The sequence below is a fragment of the Streptomyces sp. NPDC101225 genome (assembly GCF_044767585.1).
Classification (GTDB): domain Bacteria; phylum Actinomycetota; class Actinomycetes; order Streptomycetales; family Streptomycetaceae; genus Streptomyces.
Genome location: NZ_JBIWOE010000023.1, coordinates 36178 through 59894, shown reverse-complemented (window position 1 = coordinate 59894; position 23717 = coordinate 36178). Strand labels below are relative to the sequence as shown.

Here is a 23717-nt window from a genome sequence, read left to right as displayed (position 1 = left end):
GAAGCGGTCGATGCGTACGGCTGTTCACGCGACGACCGGCTCTGACGCGGCGGCGGGGCCAGGACTCCCCGGCGGTCCTGGCCCCGCACGGTCCGCTCCTACTTCCCCGCGTGGCGATCACCAGGATGCACAGCAGGTCACCTTTGTGTCGTTGGCGTACGGTCCACCGTTACTTGGCGAGGAGTCCACACCGTTCGCGGTACTCGCTCGGCGGGACGCCCCGTGCGGTACGGAAGGCACGCGTGAACTCCGCGGCACGCGGGAAGCCCCACCGGGCGCCGACGGCGTGGATCGGCATCGTGCGCAGGGCCGGGTCGGCGAGGTCGCGGCAGGCGTTCTTCATCCGCTGCTCGCGGACGTAGGCGCCGACGGTGGTGCCCTCGGCCTGGAAGAGGCGGTAGAGGTAGCTGCGGGAGATGTGGTGCGCGGCCGCGATCCGGGCGGGGGTCAGCTCCGGGTCGCCGAGGTGGCGGCGGATGAACGCCTTGACGCGCAGGGTCAGGGTGCGGGCGCGCGTCTCGGGCGGCAGCTGCCGCTCGGCGTCCAGGGCCTGCGCGAAGACGGCGGTCACCAGATCGGCGACGACGGTGCCCAGGCGGGGCCCGTCCGAGGGCTGGTAGGACGCGGTGTCCGAGACCAGCTGGATCAGGAACTGCGCGAGCAGCGCACCGACGCCCGCACGGCCCGACACCCGGCTCCCGATCACCCGGTCCGCGCGCTGCGCGGGCAGCGCCACCAGGGCACGCGGCAGTTCGATCCCGATCATGGTGACCGGGTCGGGGCCGGTGGAGATCTCGTACGAACGTGAGGAGCTGTTGGTGTGGAAGTCGTCGGTGCGGTACGCGATCTGCTGTCTGCCCCAGCATGCCGCCCCCTCTCCCTGACGCAGCAGGGAGAGGTGGAACGCCTCGGGGTCGGACTGCCGGACGAGTCTGGGGGTCCGCCGGAACACCAGGTGGTCGAAGGTCGCCGGCCACACGACCACGTCCCCGAGACCGAGGACGCGCTGTTCACCGTGGTAGTCCGCCGCGCGGTCACTGGCCAGCTGCATCGGCGCGTGGGTGCGGCCCATGCGCTCGGTCCAGGCCTCGAACCGGTCGCCCACCGGCAGGTCCACGGTCCGCAGGAACGATTCGTCCAGCACGGCGGTAGTCAATCACACGAACGGAGAGGGAAGGGGAACGTGGTGGCCGTTGCTCAGCCGGTGAGGAACTCCGCCAGTCCGGCCAGGAGCCGGTCGACGTCCTCCGCGTCGTTGTAGGGCGCGAGACCGACGCGCAGGCCGCCGGTGTCGCCGAGGCCCAGACGGCGGGATGCCTCCAGGGCGTAGAAGGAACCCGACGGGGCGTGGACGCCGCGCTGCGCGAGGAAGGCGTACGCGTCCGTCGTGGAGCGGTCCTCGAACGTGAGCAGGAGGGTGGGGGTGCGGTCGGCCGCCCGGGAGTGGATCGTGATGCCGTCGAGCGCGGACAGCCCCTTGTCGATCTGGGTGCGCAGGCTGTCCTCGTGGCCTTCGAGTGCCGTGAACGCCGCGGCCAGGCGCTCCCGCCGGGTGCCGGTGGCGCTCGGGTCGAGACCGGCGAGGAAGTCGACCGCCGCGGCGGTGCCCGCGAGGAACTCGTAGGGCAGCGTGCCCAGTTCGAAGCGCTCGGGGACCACGTCGGTGGACGGCAGGAGCTTGTCCGGCCGCAGGGTCTCCAGCAGCTCCGGCCGGGCGGCGAGGATTCCGTGGTGGGGGCCGAGGAACTTGTAGGCGGAGCAGACGAAGAAGTCGGCGCCGAGGCTTTCGAGGTCGACGAGCGTGTGGGCGGTGTGGTGGACGCCGTCGACGTAGCAGAGCGCTCCCGCCTCGTGTGCCAGGCGGGCGATCTCCGCCACGGCGGGGCGCGTACCGATCAGGTTGGAGGCCGCAGTGACGGCGACCAGCCGGGTGCGCCCCGACAGCACGGCACGGATGTCGTCGGCGGTCAGCTCCCCGGTCGCGGGGTCGAAGTCGGCCCGGCGCACGGTCGCACCGGCCTGTTCGGCGGCCTGCACCCAGGGGCGGATGTTGGCGTCGTGGTCCAGGCGCGTGACGACCACCTCGTCGCCGGGCCGCCACGTCCTGGCGAGGGTGCGGGAGAAGTCGTAGGTGAGCTGGGTGGCGCTGCGCCCGAACACGATCCCTGCCGGGTCCGCTGCCAGCAGGTCGGCCATGGCCCGGCGGGCGCCGGTGACGAGGGCATCCGCGTTGCGCTCCCCCGGCGCGATCTGGCCGCGGTTCGACAGGGGCCGGGACATGGCCTCTGCGACGGCGCGGATGACGGGGTCCGGGGTCTGGGTGCCGCCCGGGCCGTCGAAGTGCGCCGTTCCGGCGGCGAGAGCGGGAAAACGGGAGCGGATGGCGGTGATGTCGTACGTCACGAGAGAGCTCCTGTGGGTGCCGGGCCGGAGCAATGATCGTGCGCGATCGGCGGCGGGCGTGGCAACCGTGCGGGCCGGTCGGGTGGCCCCGGCCCGGCCCCGGGGAAGGCTTCCGCGCCGGGAATCCGACCTGATCAAAAACATGTGGCGGTCCGGGCAGGACGGACGTTACGCTCCCCGCGATGACTACTCACTCTGCTGTCAGATTGGGGGTCCCGTCCGCGCAAGGTGAGTGCTGATGCCCACTCCCTCCGCGAACGGCGATTCCCGCCTCTCCTTCTGGCTGCGCGTGCGCGAGTTCGCCGTGCCGCCCTCCATGATCGACACCGCGACCGCCCGCCGCAGCGTGGGCGACTGGGCCGGGGCGTGCGCCGCCGCAGGCGTCGATGTCGACCTGAACCTGCGTTCCGTGGCCCGCGACCACGGCCAGGCACTCGTGACTCGTCTGCGTTCGGATCTAAGGCGGTTGGCGCCCGATCTGCTGCGCTGGCACCTGCCGAGGATCGCCCCCGACGGACTGCTGCGCCCGGGGCTGACCATCGCTCTGGCCCGGTACGGCGCCGAGGGGCAGGACGGTCCAGGGCCGGTGCACCTCGTCGTCCGGACGCCGCCGGCCTGGGCGGACGGCGGGCAGCGGATCAGCCTCGCGCTGTGGGACGGAACCGGCTTCGAGGGTGCCGGCCGTCACCCGCATCCGCGTCCCGGCCCGCGGTTCCGGCTGGACCTGCACCGGCATCTGTGGGACGCGAGCAGAGCAGGTGAGCTGCGGGCCCGCTCCGGCGCCGACCGGCCGGACAACGCCAACTCCCTCGTACTCGACGAGGAGTTGCTGGCACGCGTGCCGCACGGGCACCGCTGCGCGCTCGACCGGTGGGCCGCCGAGGCGGGCATCCTGCTGCGCGCCGAAGGGCGGCAACGCGGCCGGGCCGGTTCCGTGCTCGTACGGCTCGGGAGCCGGCATCGGCTGGTTCTGGAGGTGCCGGCGGCGGGGCGAGCCCCCGTCGTACGGCTCGCGGGCGGCGCCCGGTCCCCGCACGGGCTCGGTTCCGCACTGCCGGTTCTTCCGGACGCGGCGACCTGGGTTCCGCCCGATCTGGAGTTGCTGCGCTCCGGTGCGATCGACGCCGGCCGGCTGCATCCGCTGGTCGCGGCGGCTCTCACCGGAGCGGGAGAGGGCGGGCCGTCCCGCGCTGCGCCCCGTTCCGCGGAACGGCCGGGTCAGCCGCGCCTGGTGGAGTGCCGTGGCGCCCGGCACCGGATCGGCCTGGTCGACGGCGTGCTGGCGGCGCTGGACCACGACCCGGCCGAACTCCGGCGGGAGGAGCTGCTGGTCGCACTGACCGGCACCCCGCTGCCCTGCCTGCGCGCGATCGACGAGGCGCATCGTCGGCCGGACTGCCTCACCGGGGTACGCGAACGGCTGGACCACGGTGACATCGCCGGGGCGCTGGCCGTCGTCGAGGGTCTGCTCGGTCCCGGCGCGCATCTGCGCGACGGCCCGCTGCGCGACGAGCTGGAGGCGGCCGCGCAACGGCGCATCACCTACGGCCTGTTCCGGGCGGGTCTGATCGGCGCCGCCCGCGGGCCCGCCCGCCTGCGGCCCGGCGACCTCCAGCGCGGCCAGGACCATCTGGCGCACCCGCGCCACGCTTCGCTGCGCTGACCTCGCGCCATCCCCAAGGCACCCGTCTCCTACCTACCCAAGGTGATCACGCATGCCGACACGCACCCATGTCCCCACCACCCAACTCGACGTCGCAGCGAAGCTGTTGAGCCTGCTAGGCGACACCGCCACCGAACCCCGCCCCGACGACCGGCTGGCGGCCCTGACGCTGGCCGTGGCCGCCGACCTGCCCGTGCTGCTGTGGGGCGAGCCGGGCATCGGCAAGACCGCGGCCCTCACGCAGCTCGCGGAGTCCCTGGAGCTGCCGCTGACCACGGTGATCGCCAGCGTGCACGAGCCGTCCGACTTCTCGGGCCTGCCGGTCGTCGGGGACGATCCGGCGGAGCAGGGCGTGCCGATGGCTCCGCCGGACTGGGCGGTCCGGCTGGTGCGGGCCGGGCGGGGCCTGCTGTTCCTGGACGAGCTGTCGACCGCGCCGCCCGCGGTGCAGGCCGCCCTGCTGCGCCTCGTGCTGGAGCGGCGGATCGGCGCTCTGCGGCTGCCGCCGGAGGTGCGGATCGTGGCCGCCGCCAATCCGCGGTCCTCGGCGGCCGACGGCTGGGAGCTGAGCCCGCCGCTGGCCAACCGGTTCGTCCATCTGCGCTGGACCCACGACCACGAGGTCGTCGTCCGCGGCCTCGGCGGGACCTGGCCCCGGGCCGCGATGCCGCGCCTCTCCCCCGAAAAGCTGCCGGAGGCCGTGGAGTTCGCCCGCCGTGCGGTGTGTGCGCTGCTGACCGCGCGCCCCAAGCTCGTGCACCGGCTGCCCACCGACGAGACCCGCCGGGGCGGGCCCTGGCCGTCCCCGCGCAGCTGGGAGATGACACTGCGCCTGATCGCGTTCGCGACCGCGGCCGGGTCGTCCCGGGAGGTGCTCTCCCTGCTCGTGCGCGGGACGGTGGGCGACGGCCCCGGCCTCGAACTCCTCACCAGCATCGACCGGTTGGACCTGCCCGATCCCGAGACGCTGCTCGCCGACCCGGCCCGGGCCGAGCTGCCCGAACGAGGCGATCTGCGCCAGGCCGTGCTCGACGGGGTGGTGGCCGCCGTCCGCAACCACCCCGAGAGGTCCCGCTGGGACGCGGCGTGGGCGCTTCTGGTCCGTGCGCTGGAGACCGGGGCCCCGGACCTGGTGGTCGTCCCCGCGACCACGCTCGCCTCGCTGCGCCGCGAGGACTGGGACGTACCCGCGTCGATCGAGCGACTGGCCGGCGTGGTGTCGGTGTCCCGGCGGGCGGACCGGGCCCGGGCCGCGCTCACCGCGAAGACGGGCCGATGAGCACGGACGGACCGGAGGCCCGACCGGAGACCGTACGGGAGGAGGCTCGGACGTCCGAGGCACCGGCCGCACCCGGCATCCTCGACCTGGACAAACTCTTCGCCGCCCGCCTCTACGCCGCCCGGGCCCGCCCCTACCTGGCGACCGCGCTGTTCGCCCTGCACGTCGTCGAGTCCCGGCAGGTGCCGACGATGGCCGTCGACCGGCACTGGCGGTGCTACGTCTCGCCGGGGTTCGTGGACCGGATGCCGGTGGAGGAGCTGGCGGGCGTGTGGGTGCACGAGGTGTCGCACCTGCTGCGGGACCATCACGGGCGCAGCGACCGGGTGGCTCGGGAGCGCGGGCTGAGCGGCCCCGGCGAGCGGCTGCGGATGAACATCGCCGCGGACTGCGAGATCAACGACGACATCTACGGCGACGGGCTGGTGCGGCCCGAAGGCGCGGTCGGGCCAACGGCGTTGGGGCTGTCCCCGGGTGAGCTGATGGAGGACTACCTGCGCCGGTTCACGCTCGGCGCGCGGACGCAGGACATGGCCTGGCTGGACTGCGGCAGCGGCGCCGACGGCCGGCAGCGCGGCTGGGATCTCGGCCCGGACGGCGCGCACGGTCTGTCCCGGCAGGAGCAGGACGGGGTGCGGTTCCGGGTGGCGCAGGGGCTCAAGGGCCGGCCGGGGGACGCGCCGCGGGGCTGGCGGCGGTGGGCGGAGGAGGCGTTCCATCCGCCGCAGCCCTGGCGGGAGTTGCTCGGGGCGGCGGTCCGCTCGGCGGTCTCCGCTCCCGGCGCGGGCGAGGACTACGGCTACGACCGGCCCTCGCGGCGCGCGGCCGGTCTGCCCGGTGTCGTCCTGCCGAGTCTGCGGCGCAGGCCGCCGCGGGTGTCGGTGGTCATCGACACGTCCGGGTCGGTCAGCGACGCCGAACTGGGCAGTGCGCTGCTGGAGGTCGCCGCGATCTCCCGTGCGGTGGGCGGCCGCCGCGATTTGGTCACGGTGGTGCCGTGCGACGCGGCGGCCCGCGTCGCGCACCCGCTGTGCCGGGCCGAGGGGATACCGCTGACGGGCGGTGGCGGCACGGATCTGCGGACGGGTTTCGCGAAGGCACTGCGCACCCGCCCCGAAGTGATCGTGGTGCTCACCGACGGGCAGACCCCGTGGCCGGCCGCGCGGCCGGCGTGCCGGACGGTGGTGGGCCTGTTCCCCCGGCAGCCGGGCTGGAACGAGGACGACCCGGACTACGTCCCGGATGCGCCGCCCGCCTGGGCACGGGTGGTCGGGATCGGCTAGGCGTGCCGCGGCCGCCCCAATGTTGGGCAAGTCATTGACTGCCGCCGAAATACTGCCCTACATTCGCAGCGATTCCCGGCGCCGTCACACCCCCGTAAAACCGCTCAAAGGGGAGCCCACGTGTCCACCGAAGCGCGCACCCAACCGGATTCCACCGCTGTCGGCCCGCCGCCCGGCGGCCTGCCCGTCGGCACGCTGGTGGCCGGCTGCTTCGCGGTCTGCCTCGCGCAGATCGCGCTGGCCATGCCGGCCACCCTCAACGGGCTCTTCCAGGAGGACCTGCACCCCGTCGGCTCGCAGCTGACCTGGATCTCGGACGCGTTCCTGCTGCCGGTGTCCGTCCTGGAGCTGACCTTCGGTGTCCTCGGCGACCTCTTCGGCCGCAAACGCCTGCTGGTCGGCGGCGGCGGGCTGCTCGTGGTCGGTGAGGCGCTCGCGGCCGCCGCGACCGGCATCCACACGCTCTGGGTGGGCCAGGCCATCGCGGGCCTGGGTGCGGCGGCGCTGTTCCCGACCTCGCTCGCGATGATCGCCGCGGGCACGCACTCGGCCAAGGACCGCGCCCGCACCATCACGATCTGGGCCGCGGCCCTGTCCAGCGGCGGCTTCGTGGCCCCGGTGCTGGGCGGCGTCACCGGCACCTACGGCTCCTGGCGCTGGGCCTTCGTCGTGGTCACGGGCCTGGCCCTGGTCAGCACCGTGCTCAGTCAGCTGCTGGCACACAACTCAAGTGCCCCACAGGGGCGTTCACTCGACCTGGCCGGTCAGATCACGGTCGGCGTCGGCATGTTCGCCCTGCTCTACGCGGTCATCCAGGGCCCGGCGGACGGCTGGACCGCGACGCCGGTGGTGATCGCCTACGCCGTCGCCGCGGTCTTCATCGGCCTGTTCGTCGTGGCCGAGCACCGGGCCGCCTCGCCGCTGCTGCGGCTCGACCTGTTCAGGAACCGGGCGTTCGCGGTGGCGTCGTTCGTCGCGGTGGTCGGCATGTTCAGCTACCTGGGCACCGCCTACGCGACCAGCATCCGGCTGGGCCCGGTCCAGCATCAGAGCCCGCTGCGCGGCTCGTTCGCCTTCATCCTGCTCAACGCCTGGACACTGCTGCTGATGCCGTTGATCTCCCGGCTGCTGGAGAGGGTCAGCCCCCGGTGGGTCCTCGGTACCGGTCTGGGCCTGATGGCGGCCGGCGACTTCCTCGCCGCCACCCTCTCCGTCCACGACCGCGCCCTGACCTCGCTCATCCTCCCGATCGGCCTGGTCGGCCTCGGCTTCGCGCTCACGGTCTCCTCGATCACGGCCACCGCCGTGAACACGGTGGAGGTCCACTACGCGGGCATGGCCAGCGCCTCCACCAGCCTGCTGCGCGACTTCGGCTTCACGCTCGGCCCGGCGGTCATCGGCGCGATCGCACTGAGCCGGGCGGCGGACGAGTTCACGTCGAAGCTGTCCGCCTCCGGGCTGTCGGCCGAGGCCAAGGCGGCCGCGGGCCAGGTCGCGGCGGAGGGCGGTCCGCTCGCCGCCAACTCGGTCCCGCCGTCGTCCCCGCCCGGCGGCGCGGTCCCCATCGCCCTGGAGGCACTCGGCAACGGCTACGCGATCGGCTACGTGGTCTGCGGCGCCGCCGCCCTGGCCTGCTGTCTGCTGAGCGTGGTCGCGCTGCGCGGGAAGGGCGCCGAGGACGCCACCGTGGGCATCGACGAGGAGGCGCGGGAACAGGCCACGGCCGCCTGAACGGCAGCCGCCGAATTCCGCACCGGAATTCGAGCGATTTACAGAACCGGTGACCATCTCGGGGACGCCCGGGAAACCGGTGACGCCACCCACCCATCCGCTTCCTGGGCCTGTGGATCGCCTTCCGCCTGCCGACCGGGACGACATCTTCGCCGCATGCGTGCACTCCGTGGCGAACGGACCGGCCCGGTGGTCACAGGACATTCTCACCATGGGCACAGAAAGCCTTCGCATTCTCCTCGATTTCGGACTGCGGCCGTGATTTATCTCGCGGTCGGTCATGGCATCTCGGCGCGACTCGGCCGTGTCTGACAATATTTTCGGGATTCGCCCGCGCGACATGATTGAGGACCTGAGACAGTGACAGCCGAAACACCCGGAAACGATCACCTGCCGGTCTACGAGAGCCTGCTCCGCGAACGCGGTGACGTCGTGGCGGAGGCACGCGTGGCGGCGGCCCAGATGCAGTACCAGGCGCCGCAGCCCGCGGTCCACCACGACCCGGTCGCGCCGGGGCCTCGCCACGATCAGCAGGCGGCGGGACCCCAGCGGTCTCCGCGCCGGTGAGACTCCCCTAGGGACGGACGGACCCACCCGTGCGGCCCGCCCCCCGCGGAAGGGGCGGTGCCGGACCGCCCCGCGCACGGCCGGATCCTTCGGTTCCCCGCACCCCCGCCCCGTAGGCTCAACCACGTCGGCCTGCACAGGGATTGACGACCGCCGTTTCACGGCCGGCGTCAAGGGGGGCGGGATGATGACGCACGACGGGCTGATCCGGCCGCTGCCGGAACTGCTGAAGGCACACGCGCGCACGTCACCGTCCCGTGTGGCGTTCGCGGACGACGTACGTGCCGTCACCTACCAGGAGTTGGAGCGGCGTACCGGGTACCTGGCCGGGTACCTGGCCGGCACGGGCCTGCGGCGCGGCGAGCGGGTCGCGATCTGCCTGGGCACCTGTGTGGAGGCGGTGGAGAGCCTGCTGGCCGCCGTGCGGGCGGGCGGGATCGGCGTACCGCTCGACCCACGCTCCTCCGACGCCGGACTCGCCCACTTCCTCCGGGACAGCGGTGCCTCGGTCCTCGTCACCGAGGCCGCGCACCTGGCCCGGCTGCCTCGCCTCGATCCCGGCGGCCCACGCGTCCTGCTCACCGGTACGGGCCCCGTGCCCACGGACGCCCCGGACGGCACGGTCCTCCTGCGCACCGCCGCCACCGGGACCGCCGCCCCGGCTGCCGCACCGCCGCCCGACGACCTCGGGCTGGACGAGCCGGCCTGGATGCTCTACACCTCCGGCACCACGCACCGCCCCAGGGGCGTCCTGTCCACGCAGCGCGCCGCGCTGTGGTCGACGGCCGCCTGCTACGTCCCGCTGTTCGGCCTCGCGCCCCAGGACCGGCTGCTGTGGCCGCTGCCGCTGTTCCCCAGCTTCGCGCACTCGCTCGCCGTCCTCGGTGTGACCGCCGTCGGCGCGAGCGCCAGGATCACCGCCCACCTGCCACCGGACGGCCTGGCACGGGAGCTGCACACTCCTCACCCGGCCCTGGACGGCCCCTACACCCTGCTGGCCGGAGTCCCCGCCACCTACCACCGGCTGACGGCCTCGGCCCGGGGGTCCGCTCCCCCACCGGGCCTGCGCACCTGCATCGTGGCGGGCGCGCCGAGCGGGCCGGCCCTGCGCGCCTCGGCGGAGGCCCTGCTGGGGGCTCCGCTCCTCGACACGTACGGCAGCACCGAGACCTGCGGGCTGATCGCGGCGAACCGTCCCGAGGGACCACGCCTGGACGGCTCCTGCGGGCCGCCGATCCCGGGCATGGAGGTCCGCATCGTCACTCCGGCCTCCGGCGGCGACGCCGAGGACGGCGGCCACCCGGTGCCGGACGGCGGCGAGGGCGAGATCTGGGTACGCGGCCCCGGCCTCATGACCGGCTACCACAACAGACCCGCGGAGACCGAGGCCGCGCTACGGGACGGCTGGTACCGCACCGGCGACCTCGGCCGGCGCGCCGAGCACGGTCATCTCGTCCTCACCGGCAGGGTCGGCGAGCTGATCGTCCGCGGCGGGGAGAACATCCACCCGACGGAGGTCGAACAGGTCCTGCTGGGCGCTCCCGGCGTGCGGGACGCGGTGGTGGTGGGCGTGGCGCACGCCATGCTCGGTGCGGTGCCGGTCGCCTATGTCGTGCCGGGGCCGGAGGGGGTCGATCGGCGCCGGGTCCTGGACACGTGCCGAGCCCGGCTGGCCGACCACAAAGTGCCCGTCGCGATCCGCGAGATCGCGTCCGTGCCGCGCACGGGGTCCGGGACGATCGCCCGGCACGCGGTGGTGGCGGCGCCGGACGCGGAGCCGCGACCGGCGGCGGACGCCGGTGACCTTCTGCGCCGGCGGCTGCTGTCCCTGCCGCCCGAGGCGCGGGAGCGGGCGCTGCGCGAGGCGGTGCTCGCCGAGACCGCCGCCGTCTGCGGCGGCGAACGGCTCGACGCCGACGGCCCGTTCACCGATCTCGGGCTCACCTCCGCCGGCGCCGTCACGCTGACCGAACGGCTCGGCGAGGCCACCGGTCTGCCCCTGCCCCCGGCGCTGGTCCTCGACCACCCGACGCCGGCCGCACTCGCCCGGCACCTGCACCGCGCCCTCTTCGTGGCCAAGTCCGCCGCCGCGCCGCGGCCCACCCCGCGGGCCGGCACGGACACGGGCGATCCGGTGGTGATCGTCGCCATGGCGTGCCGCTACCCCGGTGACGTCAACTCCCCCGAAGACCTCTGGCGGTTGGTGTCGGAGGGCGGGGACGCGATCTCGGACTTCCCCGGCGACCGCGGCTGGGACCTGGCCGCCCTCCACGATCCGGACCCCGAGCGCACCGGCACCTCGTCCCCCCGAAGCGGCGGATTCCTGCACCAGGCCGCGGAGTTCGACGCGGGCCTGTTCGGGATCTCGCCGCACGAGGCACTGGCCATGGACCCGCAGCAGCGCTTGCTGCTGGAGACCTCCTGGGAGCTGTGGGAGCGGGCCGGTATCGCGCCGGCCGCGGCGCGCGACAGCGACACGGGCGTCTTCGTGGGTCTGATGCACGGCGACTGCGCCGTCCGCCTCACCGAGCCGCATGCGCGGGAGGCCCACCCGGCCCTCGGGGCGACCGGCAGCCCGGCCTCCGTCCGCATCGCCCACGTCTACGGCCTGCGCGGGCCCGCCGTCACGCTCGACACCGCCTGCTCCTCCTCCCTGGTGGCGCTGCACTGGGCGGCGCGGGCCCTGCGGTCCCGCGAGTGCTCGCTGGCCGTGGCGGGCGGGGCCACCGTGACGGCGACGCCCAAGGCGTTCACGGCCCTCAGCCGCCTGGGCAGCCTCGCACCCGGCGGCCGCTGCAAGTCCTTCTCGGCCGCCGCGGACGGCACCGCCTGGGCCGAGGGCGTCGGCCTGGTCCTGCTGGAGCGCCTCTCCGACGCCCACCGCCACGGCCACCCGGTCCTGGCCACGGTGCGGGGTTCCGCCGTCACCTCCGACGGCGCGTCCAACGGCCTCACCGCCCCGAACGGCCGGGCCCAACGACGCCTGATCGAGCGGGCGCTGGCCGACGCGGGTCTCGGGGCGGGCGACGTGGACGTGGTCGAGACGCACGGCACGGGCACCGCGCTCGGCGACTCCGTCGAGGCGGCGGCCCTGCTCGCCACGTACGGCCGAGGACGACCGGAGGACGGACCCCCGCTGTGGCTGGGCTCGGTCACGTCCAACCTCGGCCACACCCAGGCGGCCGCCGGGGTGGCCGGGGTCATCAAGACGGTGCAGGCCATGCGGCACGGGCAGCTGCCCCGTACGCTGCACGCGAGCACGCCGACACCCCATGCCGACCGGTCCTCGGGCCGCGTGGATCTGCTGACCGAGTCCCGCCCCTGGCCGCGCACGGGCTCCGGACGACGCCGCGCCGGGGTGTCCGCCTTCGGCATCGGCGGGACGAACGCGCACGTGATCCTGGAGGAGCAGCCGGAACCGCCGGAACCGTCCGCGGCCGTACCACCGGGCTCCGGGACCGCAGGGGCTCCCTGGCTGCTGCACGGCGCCGACGCGGACGCCCTGCGCGCCCAGGCCCGCCGCCTCGCGGACCATCTGAGCGCCCGTCCCGGCCTTCCCACGGCCGACGTCGCTCTCTCCCTGGCCGTGTCGAGGTCGCCGCTCACCCACCGGGCGATGGTGCCGCCCGGTGACCGGACACGGATGACGGCCGCGCTGCGCGCCCTGGCGGACGGAGCCGAGCGGCCCGGTACGGTGCGGGCCGTCGCGGACTCCGGCCTGCGCACGGCCTTCCTGTTCACCGGCCAGGGCGCGCAACGCCCGCGTATGGGAGCGGAGTTGAGTGCCGCGTTCCCCGCCTTCGCCGCCGCCTTCGACGCGGTGTGCCGGGAGCTGGACGCCCACCTCGACCGTCCGCTGCGGGAGGTGCTGTACGCGCGGCCCGGTTCGCCCGAGACGGCTCTGCTCGACCGCACCGACGTCACCCAGGCGGGCCTGTTCGCCTTCGAGGTGGCCCTGTTCCGGCTGCTGGAGTCCTGGGGCGTACACCCCGGCTTCCTGGCCGGCCACTCGGTCGGGGAGCTCACCGCGGCCCACGCCGCCGGCGTACTGGACCTGCCGGACGCGGCCCGCCTCGTCGCCGCCCGGGGCCGGTTGATGCAGGCGCTGCCCGCCGGCGGGGCGATGGTGGCCCTGCACGCGACGGAGGACGCGGTACGGGCGGCGCTCGAGGGCGCCGGCGAGCGGGTGGCGATCGCCTCGGTCGACGGGCCGCGCTCGGTGGTGATCTCCGGCGTACGGGAGACGGTGCTCGCCATCGCGGCCGGGTTCGAGGCGCGCGGCCGCAGGACGGTACGGCTGCGGGTCGGCCACGCCTTCCACTCGCCGCTGGTGGAGCCGATGCTGGACGACTTGCGCCGGGCCGCGGAGGGGATGACGTTCCGGGCGCCGCGCATGCCGGTGATCTCCACCGTGACCGGCCGTCCGGCACAGGAGCGGGAACTGTGCTCCCCCGAGTACTGGGTGCGCCACGCCCGCCGCCCGGTGCGCTTCGCCGACGCCGTACGCTCGCTCGCCGGCCAGGGGGTCTCGGCGTTCCTGGAGGTCGGCCCCGGCGCCGGTCTCACGGCCGCGGCCGGGGACTGCCTGACCGGGGACGCCGTCCTCGTCGCCTCCTCCCGCGGTGGCGAACCCGAGCCGGATGCCCTCCTCTCCTCGGTGGCCCGGCTCCATGTGCACGGCGCACGTGTCGACTGGCCCGCCGTGTTCGCGGGCACCGGCGCACGGCGGGTGGACCTGCCGACGTACGCCTTCCAGCGGCGGCGGTACCGGCTGGAGGCCCCGGGCCGCACGGACCGTCCGGCCTCCGCCCGCGGCCATCCGCTCCTGGGGCCGGCGTTCGCGGTGCCGGAGAGCGACCGCACCGTGTTCGCCGGCCGGCTCTCCGTCGCGGCGCACCCCTGGCTGGCCGGTCACGTGGTCGCCGGTGAGGTCGTCGTGCCCTCGACGGTCTTCGCCGAACTGGCCGTTCGGGCGGGCCGGGACGTCGGCTGCGCCGGGCTGGAAGAGCTGGTGGTCCTGGCACCGCTGCCGCTGTCCCGGGCGGCGGACGTACACCTCCAGGTCGTGGTGGGCGCGCCGGACGACGCGGGTCGGCGTCCGGTGGACGTCCACGCCCGCCCGGACGGGCAGGACGACGGCGCATGGACCCGGCACGCCACGGGCCTGCTCGACCCGGCGCCCGCTCCTGCGCCGCCCCCGTCGCCCGACACGGCCTGGCCGCCGCGCGGCGCGACCGCGATCGACCTCACCGACGCCTACGACGCCCTCGGGGACACGGGACTCGCGTACGGGCCGGCCTTCCGGTGCGTACGGGCGATGTGGCGGCGCGGCGACGAGTTGTTCGCGGACATCCGCCTGCCCGAGGCGGAGGGGGCGAGCGGCGACCGCTTCGGCATCCACCCGGCCCTGCTGGACGCGGCCCTGCACGCCGCCCTCCTGGCGGCTCCCGCCGCCGGGCCCGGCACGATCCGGGTGCCGTTCACATGGAACGGATTCCGCCTGTACGGAGAGGGGCCGACACAGGCGCGGGTGCGCATCACCGGGAGCGGGCCGGACAAGTCGGCCGTGACACTCGAAGACGCGTCGGGCGGCACGGTGGCCACCCTGGATTCCCTGATCACCCGTGAACTGCCCGCCGCCGGCGAAGACGTGGCGGCCCGCGCCCTGCCCGCCGGGCCGACGCCGCCGGTGTGAGATCTTCCAGGTCGGTGAGGAAGCCCCCGACGCGGCCGGAGAGGTCTTTCAGGACGGCCGTACGGTGCCCGTGGAACCGGCCCGCCGGCGGTTGCGGGAGCTGCGCGCCGGCCGCGGTCGCCTGCCGGGCGAGCGCGTCGCCGTCGTCGACGAAGACGTGCAGGCCCACGGTGGTGCCGCCGAGCGCCGTCGGCGCCCCGAAGTCCGGGCCCTCGGGATCGTCCAGCATGAGGGGGGGAGCCCTGCTTCCTGACCCGGCGCGCGCCGCGCGTCAGGCCGGCCGGTCCCAGAGCACGTGCAGGGCGGGCGGCTTGCGGAAGACCAGGCCCTCCGGGCGTGCGGGGCGGTCCGGGTCGAGACGCAGGCCGGGCAGGCGGCGCAGCAGCCGCTCCAGGGCGATGCGGGTCTCCAGGCGGGCCAGGTGGGCGGCGACGCAGTGGTGCGGGCCATGGGCGAAGGCCAGGTGGAGGCGGGCGTTGGCGCGGCGTACGTCGAAGCGGTCGGGGTCGGGGAAGACGTCCGGGTCGCGGTTGGCGCCGGCCAGGGAGACGGTGACCGGGTCGCCCGCGCGGATCGCGGCGGGGCCCAGCGCGATGTCGCGGGTGGCGTAGCGGTCGACCACCACGGCTCCCGGCTCCAGCCGCAGGGACTCTTCGATCGCGCCGTCCAGGAGGCCGGGGTCGGCCTGGACGAGGGCGAGCTGGCCGGGGTGGCGGAGCAGCTGCAGCAGCGCGTTGGTGATCATCGCCTCGGTGGTCTCGATGCCCCCGAACATCATGACCGCGGCGTTGGAGGCCACCTCGGGCAGCTCCAGCCGCTCGGCGGCGGCGACGAGCAGCGAGGAGCTGTGCCGGCCGGTGACGGTCCCTTCCACGGCGGCCCGCAGCTGTGCGTACGCGGCCGGTCCGGCGGACCCCGCCGGGCGCCCGGCGGTGATCTCCGAGACGGACCCCACGATGGCGTCGTACCAGGAAAGGACCGTGTCCGCGCCGACGCCGGCCAGGCCGAGCGCGTCGGTGACGACGGCGACGGCGAGCGGTCCGGCGAAGGCGCGCCGCAGGTCCGCGGCGCCGGACGGGCGCAGTGTGTCGATGAGCCGGCCGGTCTCCTGCTCGATGGAGGCGGCGAAGTTGTCCCGGACCCGGCGGGGGCGGAAGGGAGGGTTGAAGGGCTCGCGGTGACGGGCGTGTGCGTCCCCGTCCAGGGACAGCATGCTGGGCCCGACGACCTGCGCGGTGGAGAAGCGGGGGTCGTCGACGGTGAACGTGGCGGTGTCCCGCATCACCTCCAGTGCCAGGTCGCGCCGGGTCACCAGCCAGGCACCCAGGGCGGGCAGCCAGGACACCGGCTCCCGCGCCCGCAGCAGTGCCAGGCGCGCGTGCGGATCGGCGGCGAGTTCGGCGAGCGTGGTCTCGGCGCCGAGCGGGAAGGGTGACGCGACGACGCTCATCGTGGGCCCGGGTGGAGTACGGAGTCAGCCATCGCCCGAAACACTACAGCGGGCGTGTGACACGCCACCGGATGGCCCATCCTCCCGGTAAGCGACCCATCGGGTCATAGCGTTTGGAATATGAAGAAATACCGCATCGCTTACCTGATGTGCACCGCCGCGGTCGTCGGGACGGGACTTGGCGCCGCTCCGCCGGCCTCCCACCACGAGGTCCACGTGGTCTGGCCGGGCCAGTCGATCCAGAAGGCGGTGGACGCGGCCGAGAGCGGCGACACCGTCCTGGTCGCCCCCGGCACGTTCCACGAGAGCGTCAAGGTGACCACACCGGGGCTGACCCTGCGCGGTATGGGGCACAGCACGGTGATCGAGCCGAGCACGAAGAAGGCCGCCGAGAGCTGCTCCGAGGGCGGCAACGGCATCTGCGTCGTCGGGACGAAGGACCGCAATCTCCAGGGCGTGACCGTCGCGCATCTGACCGTCACCGGCTTCGCCCGCAGCGGCGTGTTCTCCATGGCGACCGACGGACTGACCGTCCGGGACGTGACCTCGGTGAAGAACGGGGTGTGGGGCATCGCCCAGGAGCGCTCGGTGCGCGGGGTGTTCCGGGACAACACCGCGCAGGACAACGGCGACGCGGGCATCTTCCTGGCCAACACCATCAAGGAGGAGGCGGGGGCCTTGGACACCGGCGGCACGGTGATCGACCGCAACCGCCTGGAGGGCAACCGCATCGGCGTCACCGTGCGCCGGCTGCGCAACCTCCTGGTGAGGCACAACCGGCTCACCGGGAACTGCGCGGGCCTCTTCGTCGTCGGGGACGAGAACAAGCCGAAGGCCGGCGACCTGACCGTGCGCGACAACTACGTGGTCCGCAACAACAAGTCGTGCCCGAAGACGGACCGGCTGGACGCGCTGCAGGGCTCCGGCATCGTCGTGACCGGCGCCGACGACACCAAGGTGACGGGGAACATCGTCAAGGACAACGCCGGCACGTCCGCGCTGTCCGGCGGCATCGTCCTGTTCAAGAGCTTCGTGGGCGTCACCAGCGACCGCAACCGCATCACCGGCAACGTGCTCAAGGGCAACTCCCCCGCGGACCTGGTCAACACGGACCTGGGCAAGGACAACGTCTTCCAGGGCAACTCCTGCCGTGCGTCCAAGCCCGCGGGCCTGTGCTGACGATCCGTCAGCGCCTGGTGTGAACACGAGAGAAGGAAGGATGCGGCCCATGACGACCGCACAGACCGCGCCGGCGCCGTCCATGCGGCTGAGGGAGCTCGCGTTCGCGGCGGCGTGTGCCGCCGCCGTCCGCGCGGCCGCCCGGCTGGGTGTCCCCGACGCCCTCGGCGACAGCCCCATGACCGTGGAGGACCTGGCGGCCGCGGTGAAGGCCGAACCCCGCCCGCTGCGGCGGCTGTTGCGCGCCCTGTCCTGCCACGACATCTTCGCCGAGCTGCCGGACGGCACCTTCGCGCACACCGACGTCTCCCGGCTGCTGCGTGAGGACGACCCGAACAGCCTGCGCGCCATCTCGCTGTGGTGCACCGAGCCGTGGACCTGGGACGCCTGGCCGAGACTGGACGAGGCGGTGCGCACCGGCCGCAACGTCGTCGAGGACCTGTACGGCAAGGAGTTCTTCCCCTACCTGAACGAGGACGCCCCGGAGTCGGCGGACGTCTTCAACCGCGCCATGACGACCTCCAGCGTGCAGTCGGCGCGTGACGTCGCCGAGTTCCTCGACCTGTCGGGGAGTTCGTCGGTCGCCGACCTCGGTGGCGGCCAGGGGCACGTGGTGGCGAGCCTGCTCGACAAGTACCCGTCGATGCACGGCACGTTGCAGGATCTGCCGCGGGTGGTGGAGAACGCGGTGCCGCGGCTGCGGGAGGGCGGCGACCTGGCCGGCCGGGTGCGGATCGTGCCCGGTGACGTGCGGGTGTCGGTGCCGGTGAAGGCCGACGTCTACGTCATCAAGAACATCCTGGAGTGGGACGACGAGAGCACCGCGCGGACGCTGCGCAACGTGCGGGAGGCGGGCGGCCCGGGCACCCGGGTCGTGGTCATCGAGAACCTCGTCGACGACTCGCCCTCCATGCGGTTCAGCACCGCGATGGACCTGCTGCTGCTCCTGAACGTGGGCGGGGCGAAGCACACCACGCAGAGCATGATCGACCGGCTGACCGAGGCGGGTCTGGTCATCGACGACATGCGGCCGGTCAACCCGTATCTGCACGCGTTCGACTGTCACGTGCCCGGCTGACCGAGGCCGATCGCCTACGGCCACCGGTGGCCGGATCCCGCTGCGTCGCGGGTCCGGCCACCGGTGCCGTCCGGCCGGGTCAGCCGGCCGGGTCAGCCGGCCGGGTCGCGCTCCCAGAGGTAGAAGCGCTGTGCCATGGCGTCCTTGGGGGAACGCCAGGTGTCGGGGTCGTAGGCACGGACGTGGGTGGACAGCCGTTCGCTGACGTCACGGAACTCGGGATGCTCCGTGACCTTGGCGATCGCGGGGCCGGGCTCGCGCTCGGACTCGATCAGGTGCAGGTAGACGTCGCCGAACTGGAAGAGGCTGCGCCGGACCACCCCGACGAGGTGGGGCAGCTCTCCGCGGTCGGACTCCGCGAACACCTTGGCGATGTCGGGGGCCGATCCCGGTGCCATGCGGGCGACGATCAGGGCTTGGTGCATGGGGGTGTGCTCCGTCCGGCTCAGCCGGTCAGGCCCGGCGTGGCGCCGCGCTCGGCGGCGGCCTTCTCGATGCGGTCCCGGATCAGGGCCATCTGGACCTTGGAGTTGCGGTTGATGTTGTCGGTCATCCAGGCGTCGTCGACCGGTGCCTCCGGCTTCATCGCGAAGTCCTGCGTCCAGATCATCCGCGTGCCGCCGGGCACCTCTTCGTAGCGCCAGTGGATGTTCATGTGGTCGAAGGGGCCGGTCTCGACCCGGCGGGCCCGCACGGTGCGGGTGTCGCGGTCGGGCTCGCGCTCGGAGACCCAGCTCCACACGGTGCCGTTCTCGTCGGGGTGCATGGTCAGCCGGAAGGTCGTCTTGTTCCCCTCCCGGTGGAGCACCTCGACGGAGGCGTACTCGCTGAACAGCCGCGGCCAGTTCTCCAGGTCGTTGGTCATCTCCCAGACCAGGTCCAGGGGGGCCGCGACGGTGATCTCGTTCTGGGTGTGTCCGGTCATCTTCACGCTCCTGTCATGAGGGCACTGTTGACGAGGTCGAGGAACTGGCGGGGCGTCCTGGAGCGTTCGGCGTCCGGCGGCATCGGCGTGCCGTAGCGGTTCTCCAGTTCGCCGACGATGCCCAGCAGGCCGAGCGAGTCGACACCGAGGGTGTCGAAGCCCGGGTCGCCGGCGCGCAGGTCCTCCGGGGCGACGGTGACTCCGGCGGACTTCTTCATGAGTTCGGCCAGCTCTTCGACGGTGATGCGATCGGTCATGTCCTGTTCTCCTTCTCTGCTCCGTGGCGGCTCGTCACGAGGCGCCGGTGGCGCCGCGCCGCAGCACGAGCGCCGAGTTCGACCCCATGAGTCCCCGGCTCAGGACCAGCGCCGTGCGAAGTTCCGCGGTGCGGGCCCTGCCAGTGACGAGGTCGAGGTCATGGCAGATGTCGAAGACGTTGGGGGTGGGCGGGATCACGCCGTGCTCCATGGCGAGCACGGCGGCGACGGAGTCGAGCACGGGGGCCGCTCCGTAGCCGCGGCCGATCCCGGTCTTGGGTGCCGTGACCGGCACGCGGTCGCCGAGCACGTCGGTGATCGCGAGGGCCTCGGCACGGTCGGCCTCCGGCACGCCGAGGGCGTCGGCGAAGACCACGTCGATCTCCTCGGCGGCGCAGCCGGCCTCGTCCAGGGCGCCCCGCACGGCGTGGACCAGGCCGTGGCGGGACTCCTTCCAGCAGGAGGCGCCGGTGTAGGTGGCGGCGTGCCCGGCGATGACCGCCTGGACGCGCGCGCCGCGTTCGCGGGCGGTGTCCTCGTCCTCCACGACGAGCATGGCGCCGCCCTCGGCGGGCACGAACCCGCAGGCCGCCGAGGTGAACGGCCGGTAGGCGCGGGTGGGGTCGTCCGCGGTGCTCAGCTCCTCGTAGCCGAGCTGGCAGACCACGGAGTAGGGGGCGAGCGGCGCCTCGGTGGAACCGGCCACGATCACGTCGGTTCCGCGCCGCACCGCTCTGGCCGCGTGCGCGAGGGCGTCCAGGCCGCCGGCCTCGTCGCTGGCGACGACGGAGCAGGGGCCCTTGAAGCCGCGCCGGATGGATATCTGGCCGGTGCTGGCGGCGTAGAACCAGGCGATGGACTGGTACGGGCCGACGAACCGGCTGCCCTTGCCCCACAGTTGCTGCAGTTCGCGCTGGCCGAACTCGCCGCCGCCGGAGCCGGCCGCGGTCACCACGCCCACGGAGAACGGGGCGTCGTCGGTGAGGGTCCGGCCCAGGTGGGCGTCCTGAAGCGCGAGGTCGGCGGCGGCCATGGCGAAGTGCGTGAAGCGGTCGGTCTGGACGAGGAAGCGCTCCTCCACCGTGGCCGAGGGGTCGAAGTCGCGGACCTCGCCCGCCACCTTCAGCGGCAGGTCCTCGCAGCCCTCCCGGGTGACCTCGTCCAGGACGGCGATGCCTTCCCTGGTGGCCTTCCAGAAGGTCTCCGTGCCCACGCCGTTGGGGGCGATCACGCCCATGCCGGTGACGGCCGCGCGCCGTGACTGGGGTCGGCTCATCGTGTCTTCTCCCTCGGCCGGGTCAGGACCACCGCGGACTGGAAGCCGCCGAACCCGCTGCCCACCGAGAGCACGCTGTTCAGTTTCCGGGCGCGTGCGACGCGCGGGACGTAGTCCAGGTCGCACTCGGGGTCGGGGGTCTCGTAGTTGGCGGTCGGCGGGACGGTCTGATGGGCCAGCGCCAGGACGCAGGCGACGAGTTCGATCGCGCCGATCGCGCCGAGGGAGTGGCCCACCATGGACTTGATGGAGCTCATCGGCGTGTCGTAGGCGTGCGGGCCCAGGGCCCGTTTGACCGCCGCCGTCTCGTGCCGGTCGTTCTGCTGGGTGCCGGAGCCGTGCGCGTTGACGTAGTCGATCGCCGTGCCGTCGAGGCGCGCGTGGTCGAGGGAGGCCTCGATGGCCTTGGCCATCTCCAGGCCCTCACGGGTCAGACCGGTCATGTGATAGGCGTTGCCGAAGGTGGCGTAGCCGCCCACCTCGCAGTACACGTGGGCGCCGCGGGCCAGGGCGTGTTCGAGCTCTTCCAGGACGAGCACGGCACCGCCCTCCCCCATCACGAACCCGTTCCGGTCGGCGTCGAAGGGCCGCGAGGCGTGGGCCGGGTCGTCGTTGTTGGGTGAGGTGGCCTTGATGGCGTCGAAGCAGGCCATCGTGATCGGGGAGATCGGCGAGTCCGAGGCGCCGGCGATGCAGACGTCGGCGCGGCCCTCCTCGACGGTGTGGAAGGCGTAGCCGACCGCGTCGAGCCCGGAGGTGCAGCCGGTGGAGACGGTCTGCACGGGGCCGCGGGCCCCGAACCGCTCCGCCACCGTCGCGGCCAGCGTGCTGGGCGCGAACGCGCGGTGCAGATGCGGTTCGGCCTCCCGGGGGTCCACGTCCCAGCGCTGCCCGCGGTGGCTGACCAGCACGTAGTCGTGTTCCAGCCGGGTGGTGCCGCCGACCGCGGTGCCCAGGGACACCCCCACCCGCCAGGGGTTCTCCCGCTCCAGGTCGAGACCGGCGTCATGGACCGCTTCCGCGCCCGCGGCCAGGGCGAACTGTATGTAGCGGTCGCAGCGGGCGGTCTGCTCGGCGTCCAGTCCGGAGGCGGCCGGGTCGAAGTCGCATTCGGCGGCGATCCGCGAGCGCAGACCCGCCGGGTCGAAGAACGTGATGCCCCGCGTCGCGGTGCGCCCGGCGGCCAGCAGATCCCAGAACGCCGGTACGCCGATGCCGCCCGGGGCGACGATGCCTATGCCGGTGACGGCCACCCGTCGTGTCATGAACCGACCTCTGCGACGGTATCGGTCTCCTCGGTGTCGACGTGGCCCAGCTGCGGGCGCGGGGCCAGCGGGCCGAGGTGGAAGACGATGCGGGCCTCCACGTTGCCGACGTTGCGGAAGCGGTGGCGCATGTGGGCGGGGATCATCAGCCCCTGCTCGGGCCGCAGCGGATGGGGGACGCCGTCCAGGTCCACCTCCAGCTCGCCGCAGAGGACGTAGACGAACTCCTCGGAGTACGGGTGGTAGTGCTCACCGATGCGGTCGCCGGGCTCCACGATGGCGACGCCCATGAAACCGCTGGTGGAGCCGACGGTGGCCGGGGTGAGCATGGCGCGCAGGTCGCCGCCGCGCCGGCGGTTGGGCTCGACCTCGCTGAGATCCACGATTCTGGGACGGGATGTGATCACGGCGTTCCTCCGATCAGGTCCTGCTTCGACGTGGGGGGTAGGGCGGCCAGGGCCGGTTCGCGGCCGGGGCCGGGTGAGGCCGCATCAGGCCTCGGGCGAGCGGCGGTCGGTGACGAGGTCCATCCGGGCGAGCCGGACGAGGCGGGCGAGCTCGGCGTCCCTGGGCGCGGACGCGTCGGCGCGCAGCGCCGTCAGCTCGGCCACCTGCGCGGGGTCCGCGAGGCCGAGGATCAGCGCGGGGTCGGTGCCGTCGAGTCCGCCGCGCACGTCGATCATCCGGACGACGACGTCGTCGCGCTGGAAGATCGTGCTGCGCACGACCGGGCTGAGCGGGTCGTCGGCCGCCGCCACGTCGTGGCGGGCCAGCACCTCGGCCAGGCGCATGCCGCGGTCGGCCTTGACCGGGTAGGACAGGGCGTACCGCTCGGCCGGGCCCTCCTGGCGTTCGGCGGTCACGTGGTGGACGGCGGGCAGCGCGGCCCGGGTGAAGAAGACGCGCGCGGACTCGGGGTCGTCGAGGTCGCGGTCCTGTTCCAGGTAGGGGTTGACGGCCTCCTCGACGGCGCGGACCTCGGGCTGCCGGGCGACGTGGCGCAGGGCGGCGAGCAGGTCGCCGCGCACCTCGATGGCCCGTACGACCCGGTTGCCGTGCATGAACAGGGAGGTGCGGCACAGCCGGGTGGCCTCGTCCACCCTCGGCTCCGGCGAGGCGTAGTCGGAGAGGATCTTCGCGACCTTCTCCTCGCTGCCCGGCTTGACGGTGAAGGTGAGCGCGTGCCGGATCAGGCCGTCACCGATCCGCGGTGCCGCCTGCAGCCGGCGCTCGGCCGCCTCGGCGACCGCCGTCGGGTCACCGGTCTCGCGCACCACGTGGAAGCGCAGCGACCTGGTGTCGCGGACACAGCTGTGCAGCGGCTCCACCATCCGCACGTGCTCCTCGCTGTTGACCCAGGCGAGGAAGGGCGGGGCGCTCTCCCACTCGCTGGTGATCAGCCACTGCGAGGGGTTCTCGATGGACTGGCACAACTGGTCGCTGACGTGCCCGGGCACGGACGCGACCTGGTTGCACAGGAGCTCGTACGCCTCCAGGAACTGCTGCTGGGCACCGTCGTAGACGTCCACCAGCAGCACGACCCGGAGTCTGGAGCCGTCGAACACGGACTGCGAGACGCGGGGCGAGACCTGGCTGGTCGGGGAACCGGATACACGTTCCGACGTGGTGGTCATCCTGCGCACATCTCCTTCGGGGGCAGAAGTGG

At 73.7% G+C, this 23717-nt stretch carries 18 protein-coding genes; 8 read left to right on the top strand and 10 right to left on the bottom strand.

The features are described from left to right. Window positions 1–169 precede the first annotated feature (169 nt). Both ACIRPX_RS28190 and ACIRPX_RS28185 read right to left on the bottom strand, forming a co-directional pair. The gene (locus tag ACIRPX_RS28190) at window positions 170–1144 is read right to left on the bottom strand and encodes a helix-turn-helix domain-containing protein (RefSeq protein ID WP_404200230.1); all 975 of its coding nucleotides are present in this window, start codon (window positions 1142–1144) and stop codon (window positions 170–172) included. Window positions 1145–1197: 53 nt separating this feature from the next. Beyond that, complete coding sequence (locus ACIRPX_RS28185) at window positions 1198–2403, bottom strand: cysteine desulfurase-like protein (RefSeq protein WP_404200227.1); 1206 nt, start codon at window positions 2401–2403, stop codon at window positions 1198–1200. A 238-nt stretch (window positions 2404–2641) separates the two neighbouring features. On the opposite strand from ACIRPX_RS28185, the gene ACIRPX_RS28180 reads away from it, so the two are divergent. The 6 genes from ACIRPX_RS28180 (at window position 2642) to ACIRPX_RS28155 (ending at window position 14621) form a co-directional block, all read left to right on the top strand. Continuing rightward, the gene (locus tag ACIRPX_RS28180; RefSeq protein WP_404200224.1) at window positions 2642–4066 is read left to right on the top strand and encodes a hypothetical protein; all 1425 of its coding nucleotides are present in this window, start codon (window positions 2642–2644) and stop codon (window positions 4064–4066) included. A 52-nt stretch (window positions 4067–4118) separates the two neighbouring features. After that, window positions 4119–5345, top strand: a complete 1227-nt coding sequence (locus ACIRPX_RS28175) for an AAA family ATPase (protein ID WP_404200221.1) — start codon at window positions 4119–4121, stop codon at window positions 5343–5345. Then, window positions 5342–6628 (top strand): VWA-like domain-containing protein, encoded by a 1287-nt coding sequence (locus ACIRPX_RS28170; protein ID WP_404200218.1) that lies wholly within the window; start codon window positions 5342–5344, stop codon window positions 6626–6628. The genes ACIRPX_RS28175 and ACIRPX_RS28170 overlap by 4 nt, the downstream gene beginning before the upstream one ends. Before the next feature lie 120 nt (window positions 6629–6748). Further along, the gene (locus ACIRPX_RS28165; protein ID WP_404200215.1) at window positions 6749–8359 is read left to right on the top strand and encodes an MFS transporter; all 1611 of its coding nucleotides are present in this window, start codon (window positions 6749–6751) and stop codon (window positions 8357–8359) included. Window positions 8360–8719: 360 nt separating this feature from the next. Next, window positions 8720–8926: a hypothetical protein gene (locus tag ACIRPX_RS28160; RefSeq protein ID WP_404200212.1), complete on the top strand. Its 207-nt coding sequence runs from the start codon at window positions 8720–8722 to the stop codon at window positions 8924–8926. 187 nt (window positions 8927–9113) lie between these two features. Beyond that, window positions 9114–14621, top strand: coding sequence for a beta-ketoacyl synthase N-terminal-like domain-containing protein (locus tag ACIRPX_RS28155; protein ID WP_404200448.1), 5508 nt, complete (start codon window positions 9114–9116; stop codon window positions 14619–14621). A gap of 271 nt (window positions 14622–14892) precedes the next feature. Here ACIRPX_RS28155 and ACIRPX_RS28150 read toward each other — a convergent pair whose 3' ends face one another. Beyond that, window positions 14893–16071 (bottom strand): cytochrome P450, encoded by a 1179-nt coding sequence (locus ACIRPX_RS28150; protein ID WP_404200209.1) that lies wholly within the window; start codon window positions 16069–16071, stop codon window positions 14893–14895. Window positions 16072–16191: 120 nt separating this feature from the next. On the opposite strand from ACIRPX_RS28150, the gene ACIRPX_RS28145 reads away from it, so the two are divergent. Together ACIRPX_RS28145 and ACIRPX_RS28140 are read left to right on the top strand one after the other, a co-directional pair. Then, window positions 16192–17250, top strand: a complete 1059-nt coding sequence (locus ACIRPX_RS28145) for a nitrous oxide reductase family maturation protein NosD (protein ID WP_404200206.1) — start codon at window positions 16192–16194, stop codon at window positions 17248–17250. A 49-nt stretch (window positions 17251–17299) separates the two neighbouring features. After that, window positions 17300–18328: a methyltransferase gene (locus tag ACIRPX_RS28140; RefSeq protein WP_404200203.1), complete on the top strand. Its 1029-nt coding sequence runs from the start codon at window positions 17300–17302 to the stop codon at window positions 18326–18328. Window positions 18329–18420: 92 nt separating this feature from the next. Here ACIRPX_RS28140 and ACIRPX_RS28135 read toward each other — a convergent pair whose 3' ends face one another. The 7 genes from ACIRPX_RS28135 to ACIRPX_RS28105 form a co-directional block, all read right to left on the bottom strand. Further along, window positions 18421–18753, bottom strand: a complete 333-nt coding sequence (locus ACIRPX_RS28135) for a TcmI family type II polyketide cyclase (protein WP_404200200.1) — start codon at window positions 18751–18753, stop codon at window positions 18421–18423. Window positions 18754–18773: 20 nt separating this feature from the next. Beyond that, complete coding sequence (locus ACIRPX_RS28130) at window positions 18774–19253, bottom strand: SRPBCC family protein (RefSeq protein ID WP_404200197.1); 480 nt, start codon at window positions 19251–19253, stop codon at window positions 18774–18776. A gap of 2 nt (window positions 19254–19255) precedes the next feature. Further along, window positions 19256–19510 (bottom strand): acyl carrier protein, encoded by a 255-nt coding sequence (locus ACIRPX_RS28125; RefSeq protein ID WP_404200194.1) that lies wholly within the window; start codon window positions 19508–19510, stop codon window positions 19256–19258. Between the two features lie 34 nt (window positions 19511–19544). Beyond that, a complete protein-coding gene (locus ACIRPX_RS28120) occupies window positions 19545–20786 on the bottom strand; it encodes a ketosynthase chain-length factor (RefSeq protein ID WP_404200191.1) in 1242 nt (413 codons plus the stop codon). After that, entirely contained in the window at window positions 20783–22051 is a 1269-nt protein-coding gene (locus tag ACIRPX_RS28115) for a beta-ketoacyl-[acyl-carrier-protein] synthase family protein (RefSeq protein WP_404200189.1), read from the bottom strand. The genes ACIRPX_RS28120 and ACIRPX_RS28115 overlap by 4 nt, the downstream gene beginning before the upstream one ends. Next, entirely contained in the window at window positions 22048–22458 is a 411-nt protein-coding gene (locus tag ACIRPX_RS28110; RefSeq protein ID WP_404200186.1) for a cupin domain-containing protein, read from the bottom strand. Before ACIRPX_RS28110 ends, ACIRPX_RS28115 begins: the two co-directional genes overlap by 4 nt. Before the next feature lie 84 nt (window positions 22459–22542). Further along, window positions 22543–23685: a SchA/CurD-like domain-containing protein gene (locus ACIRPX_RS28105; RefSeq protein WP_404200183.1), complete on the bottom strand. Its 1143-nt coding sequence runs from the start codon at window positions 23683–23685 to the stop codon at window positions 22543–22545. Window positions 23686–23717: the final 32 nt, after the last annotated feature.

Coding starts and splice junctions, on each gene's coding strand:
- ACIRPX_RS28180 (WP_404200224.1), top strand. CDS start 2,642: ATGCCCACTCCCTCCGCGAACGGCGATTCCCGCCTCTCCTTCTGGCTG.
- ACIRPX_RS28175 (WP_404200221.1), top strand. CDS start 4,119: ATGCCGACACGCACCCATGTCCCCACCACCCAACTCGACGTCGCAGCG.
- ACIRPX_RS28170 (WP_404200218.1), top strand. CDS start 5,342: ATGAGCACGGACGGACCGGAGGCCCGACCGGAGACCGTACGGGAGGAG.
- ACIRPX_RS28155 (WP_404200448.1), top strand. CDS start 9,114: ATGACGCACGACGGGCTGATCCGGCCGCTGCCGGAACTGCTGAAGGCA.
- ACIRPX_RS28150 (WP_404200209.1), bottom strand. CDS start 16,071: ATGAGCGTCGTCGCGTCACCCTTCCCGCTCGGCGCCGAGACCACGCTC.
- ACIRPX_RS28145 (WP_404200206.1), top strand. CDS start 16,192: ATGAAGAAATACCGCATCGCTTACCTGATGTGCACCGCCGCGGTCGTC.
- ACIRPX_RS28140 (WP_404200203.1), top strand. CDS start 17,300: ATGACGACCGCACAGACCGCGCCGGCGCCGTCCATGCGGCTGAGGGAG.
- ACIRPX_RS28135 (WP_404200200.1), bottom strand. CDS start 18,753: ATGCACCAAGCCCTGATCGTCGCCCGCATGGCACCGGGATCGGCCCCC.
- ACIRPX_RS28130 (WP_404200197.1), bottom strand. CDS start 19,253: ATGACCGGACACACCCAGAACGAGATCACCGTCGCGGCCCCCCTGGAC.
- ACIRPX_RS28125 (WP_404200194.1), bottom strand. CDS start 19,510: ATGACCGATCGCATCACCGTCGAAGAGCTGGCCGAACTCATGAAGAAG.
- ACIRPX_RS28120 (WP_404200191.1), bottom strand. CDS start 20,786: ATGAGCCGACCCCAGTCACGGCGCGCGGCCGTCACCGGCATGGGCGTG.
- ACIRPX_RS28115 (WP_404200189.1), bottom strand. CDS start 22,051: ATGACACGACGGGTGGCCGTCACCGGCATAGGCATCGTCGCCCCGGGC.
- ACIRPX_RS28105 (WP_404200183.1), bottom strand. CDS start 23,685: ATGACCACCACGTCGGAACGTGTATCCGGTTCCCCGACCAGCCAGGTC.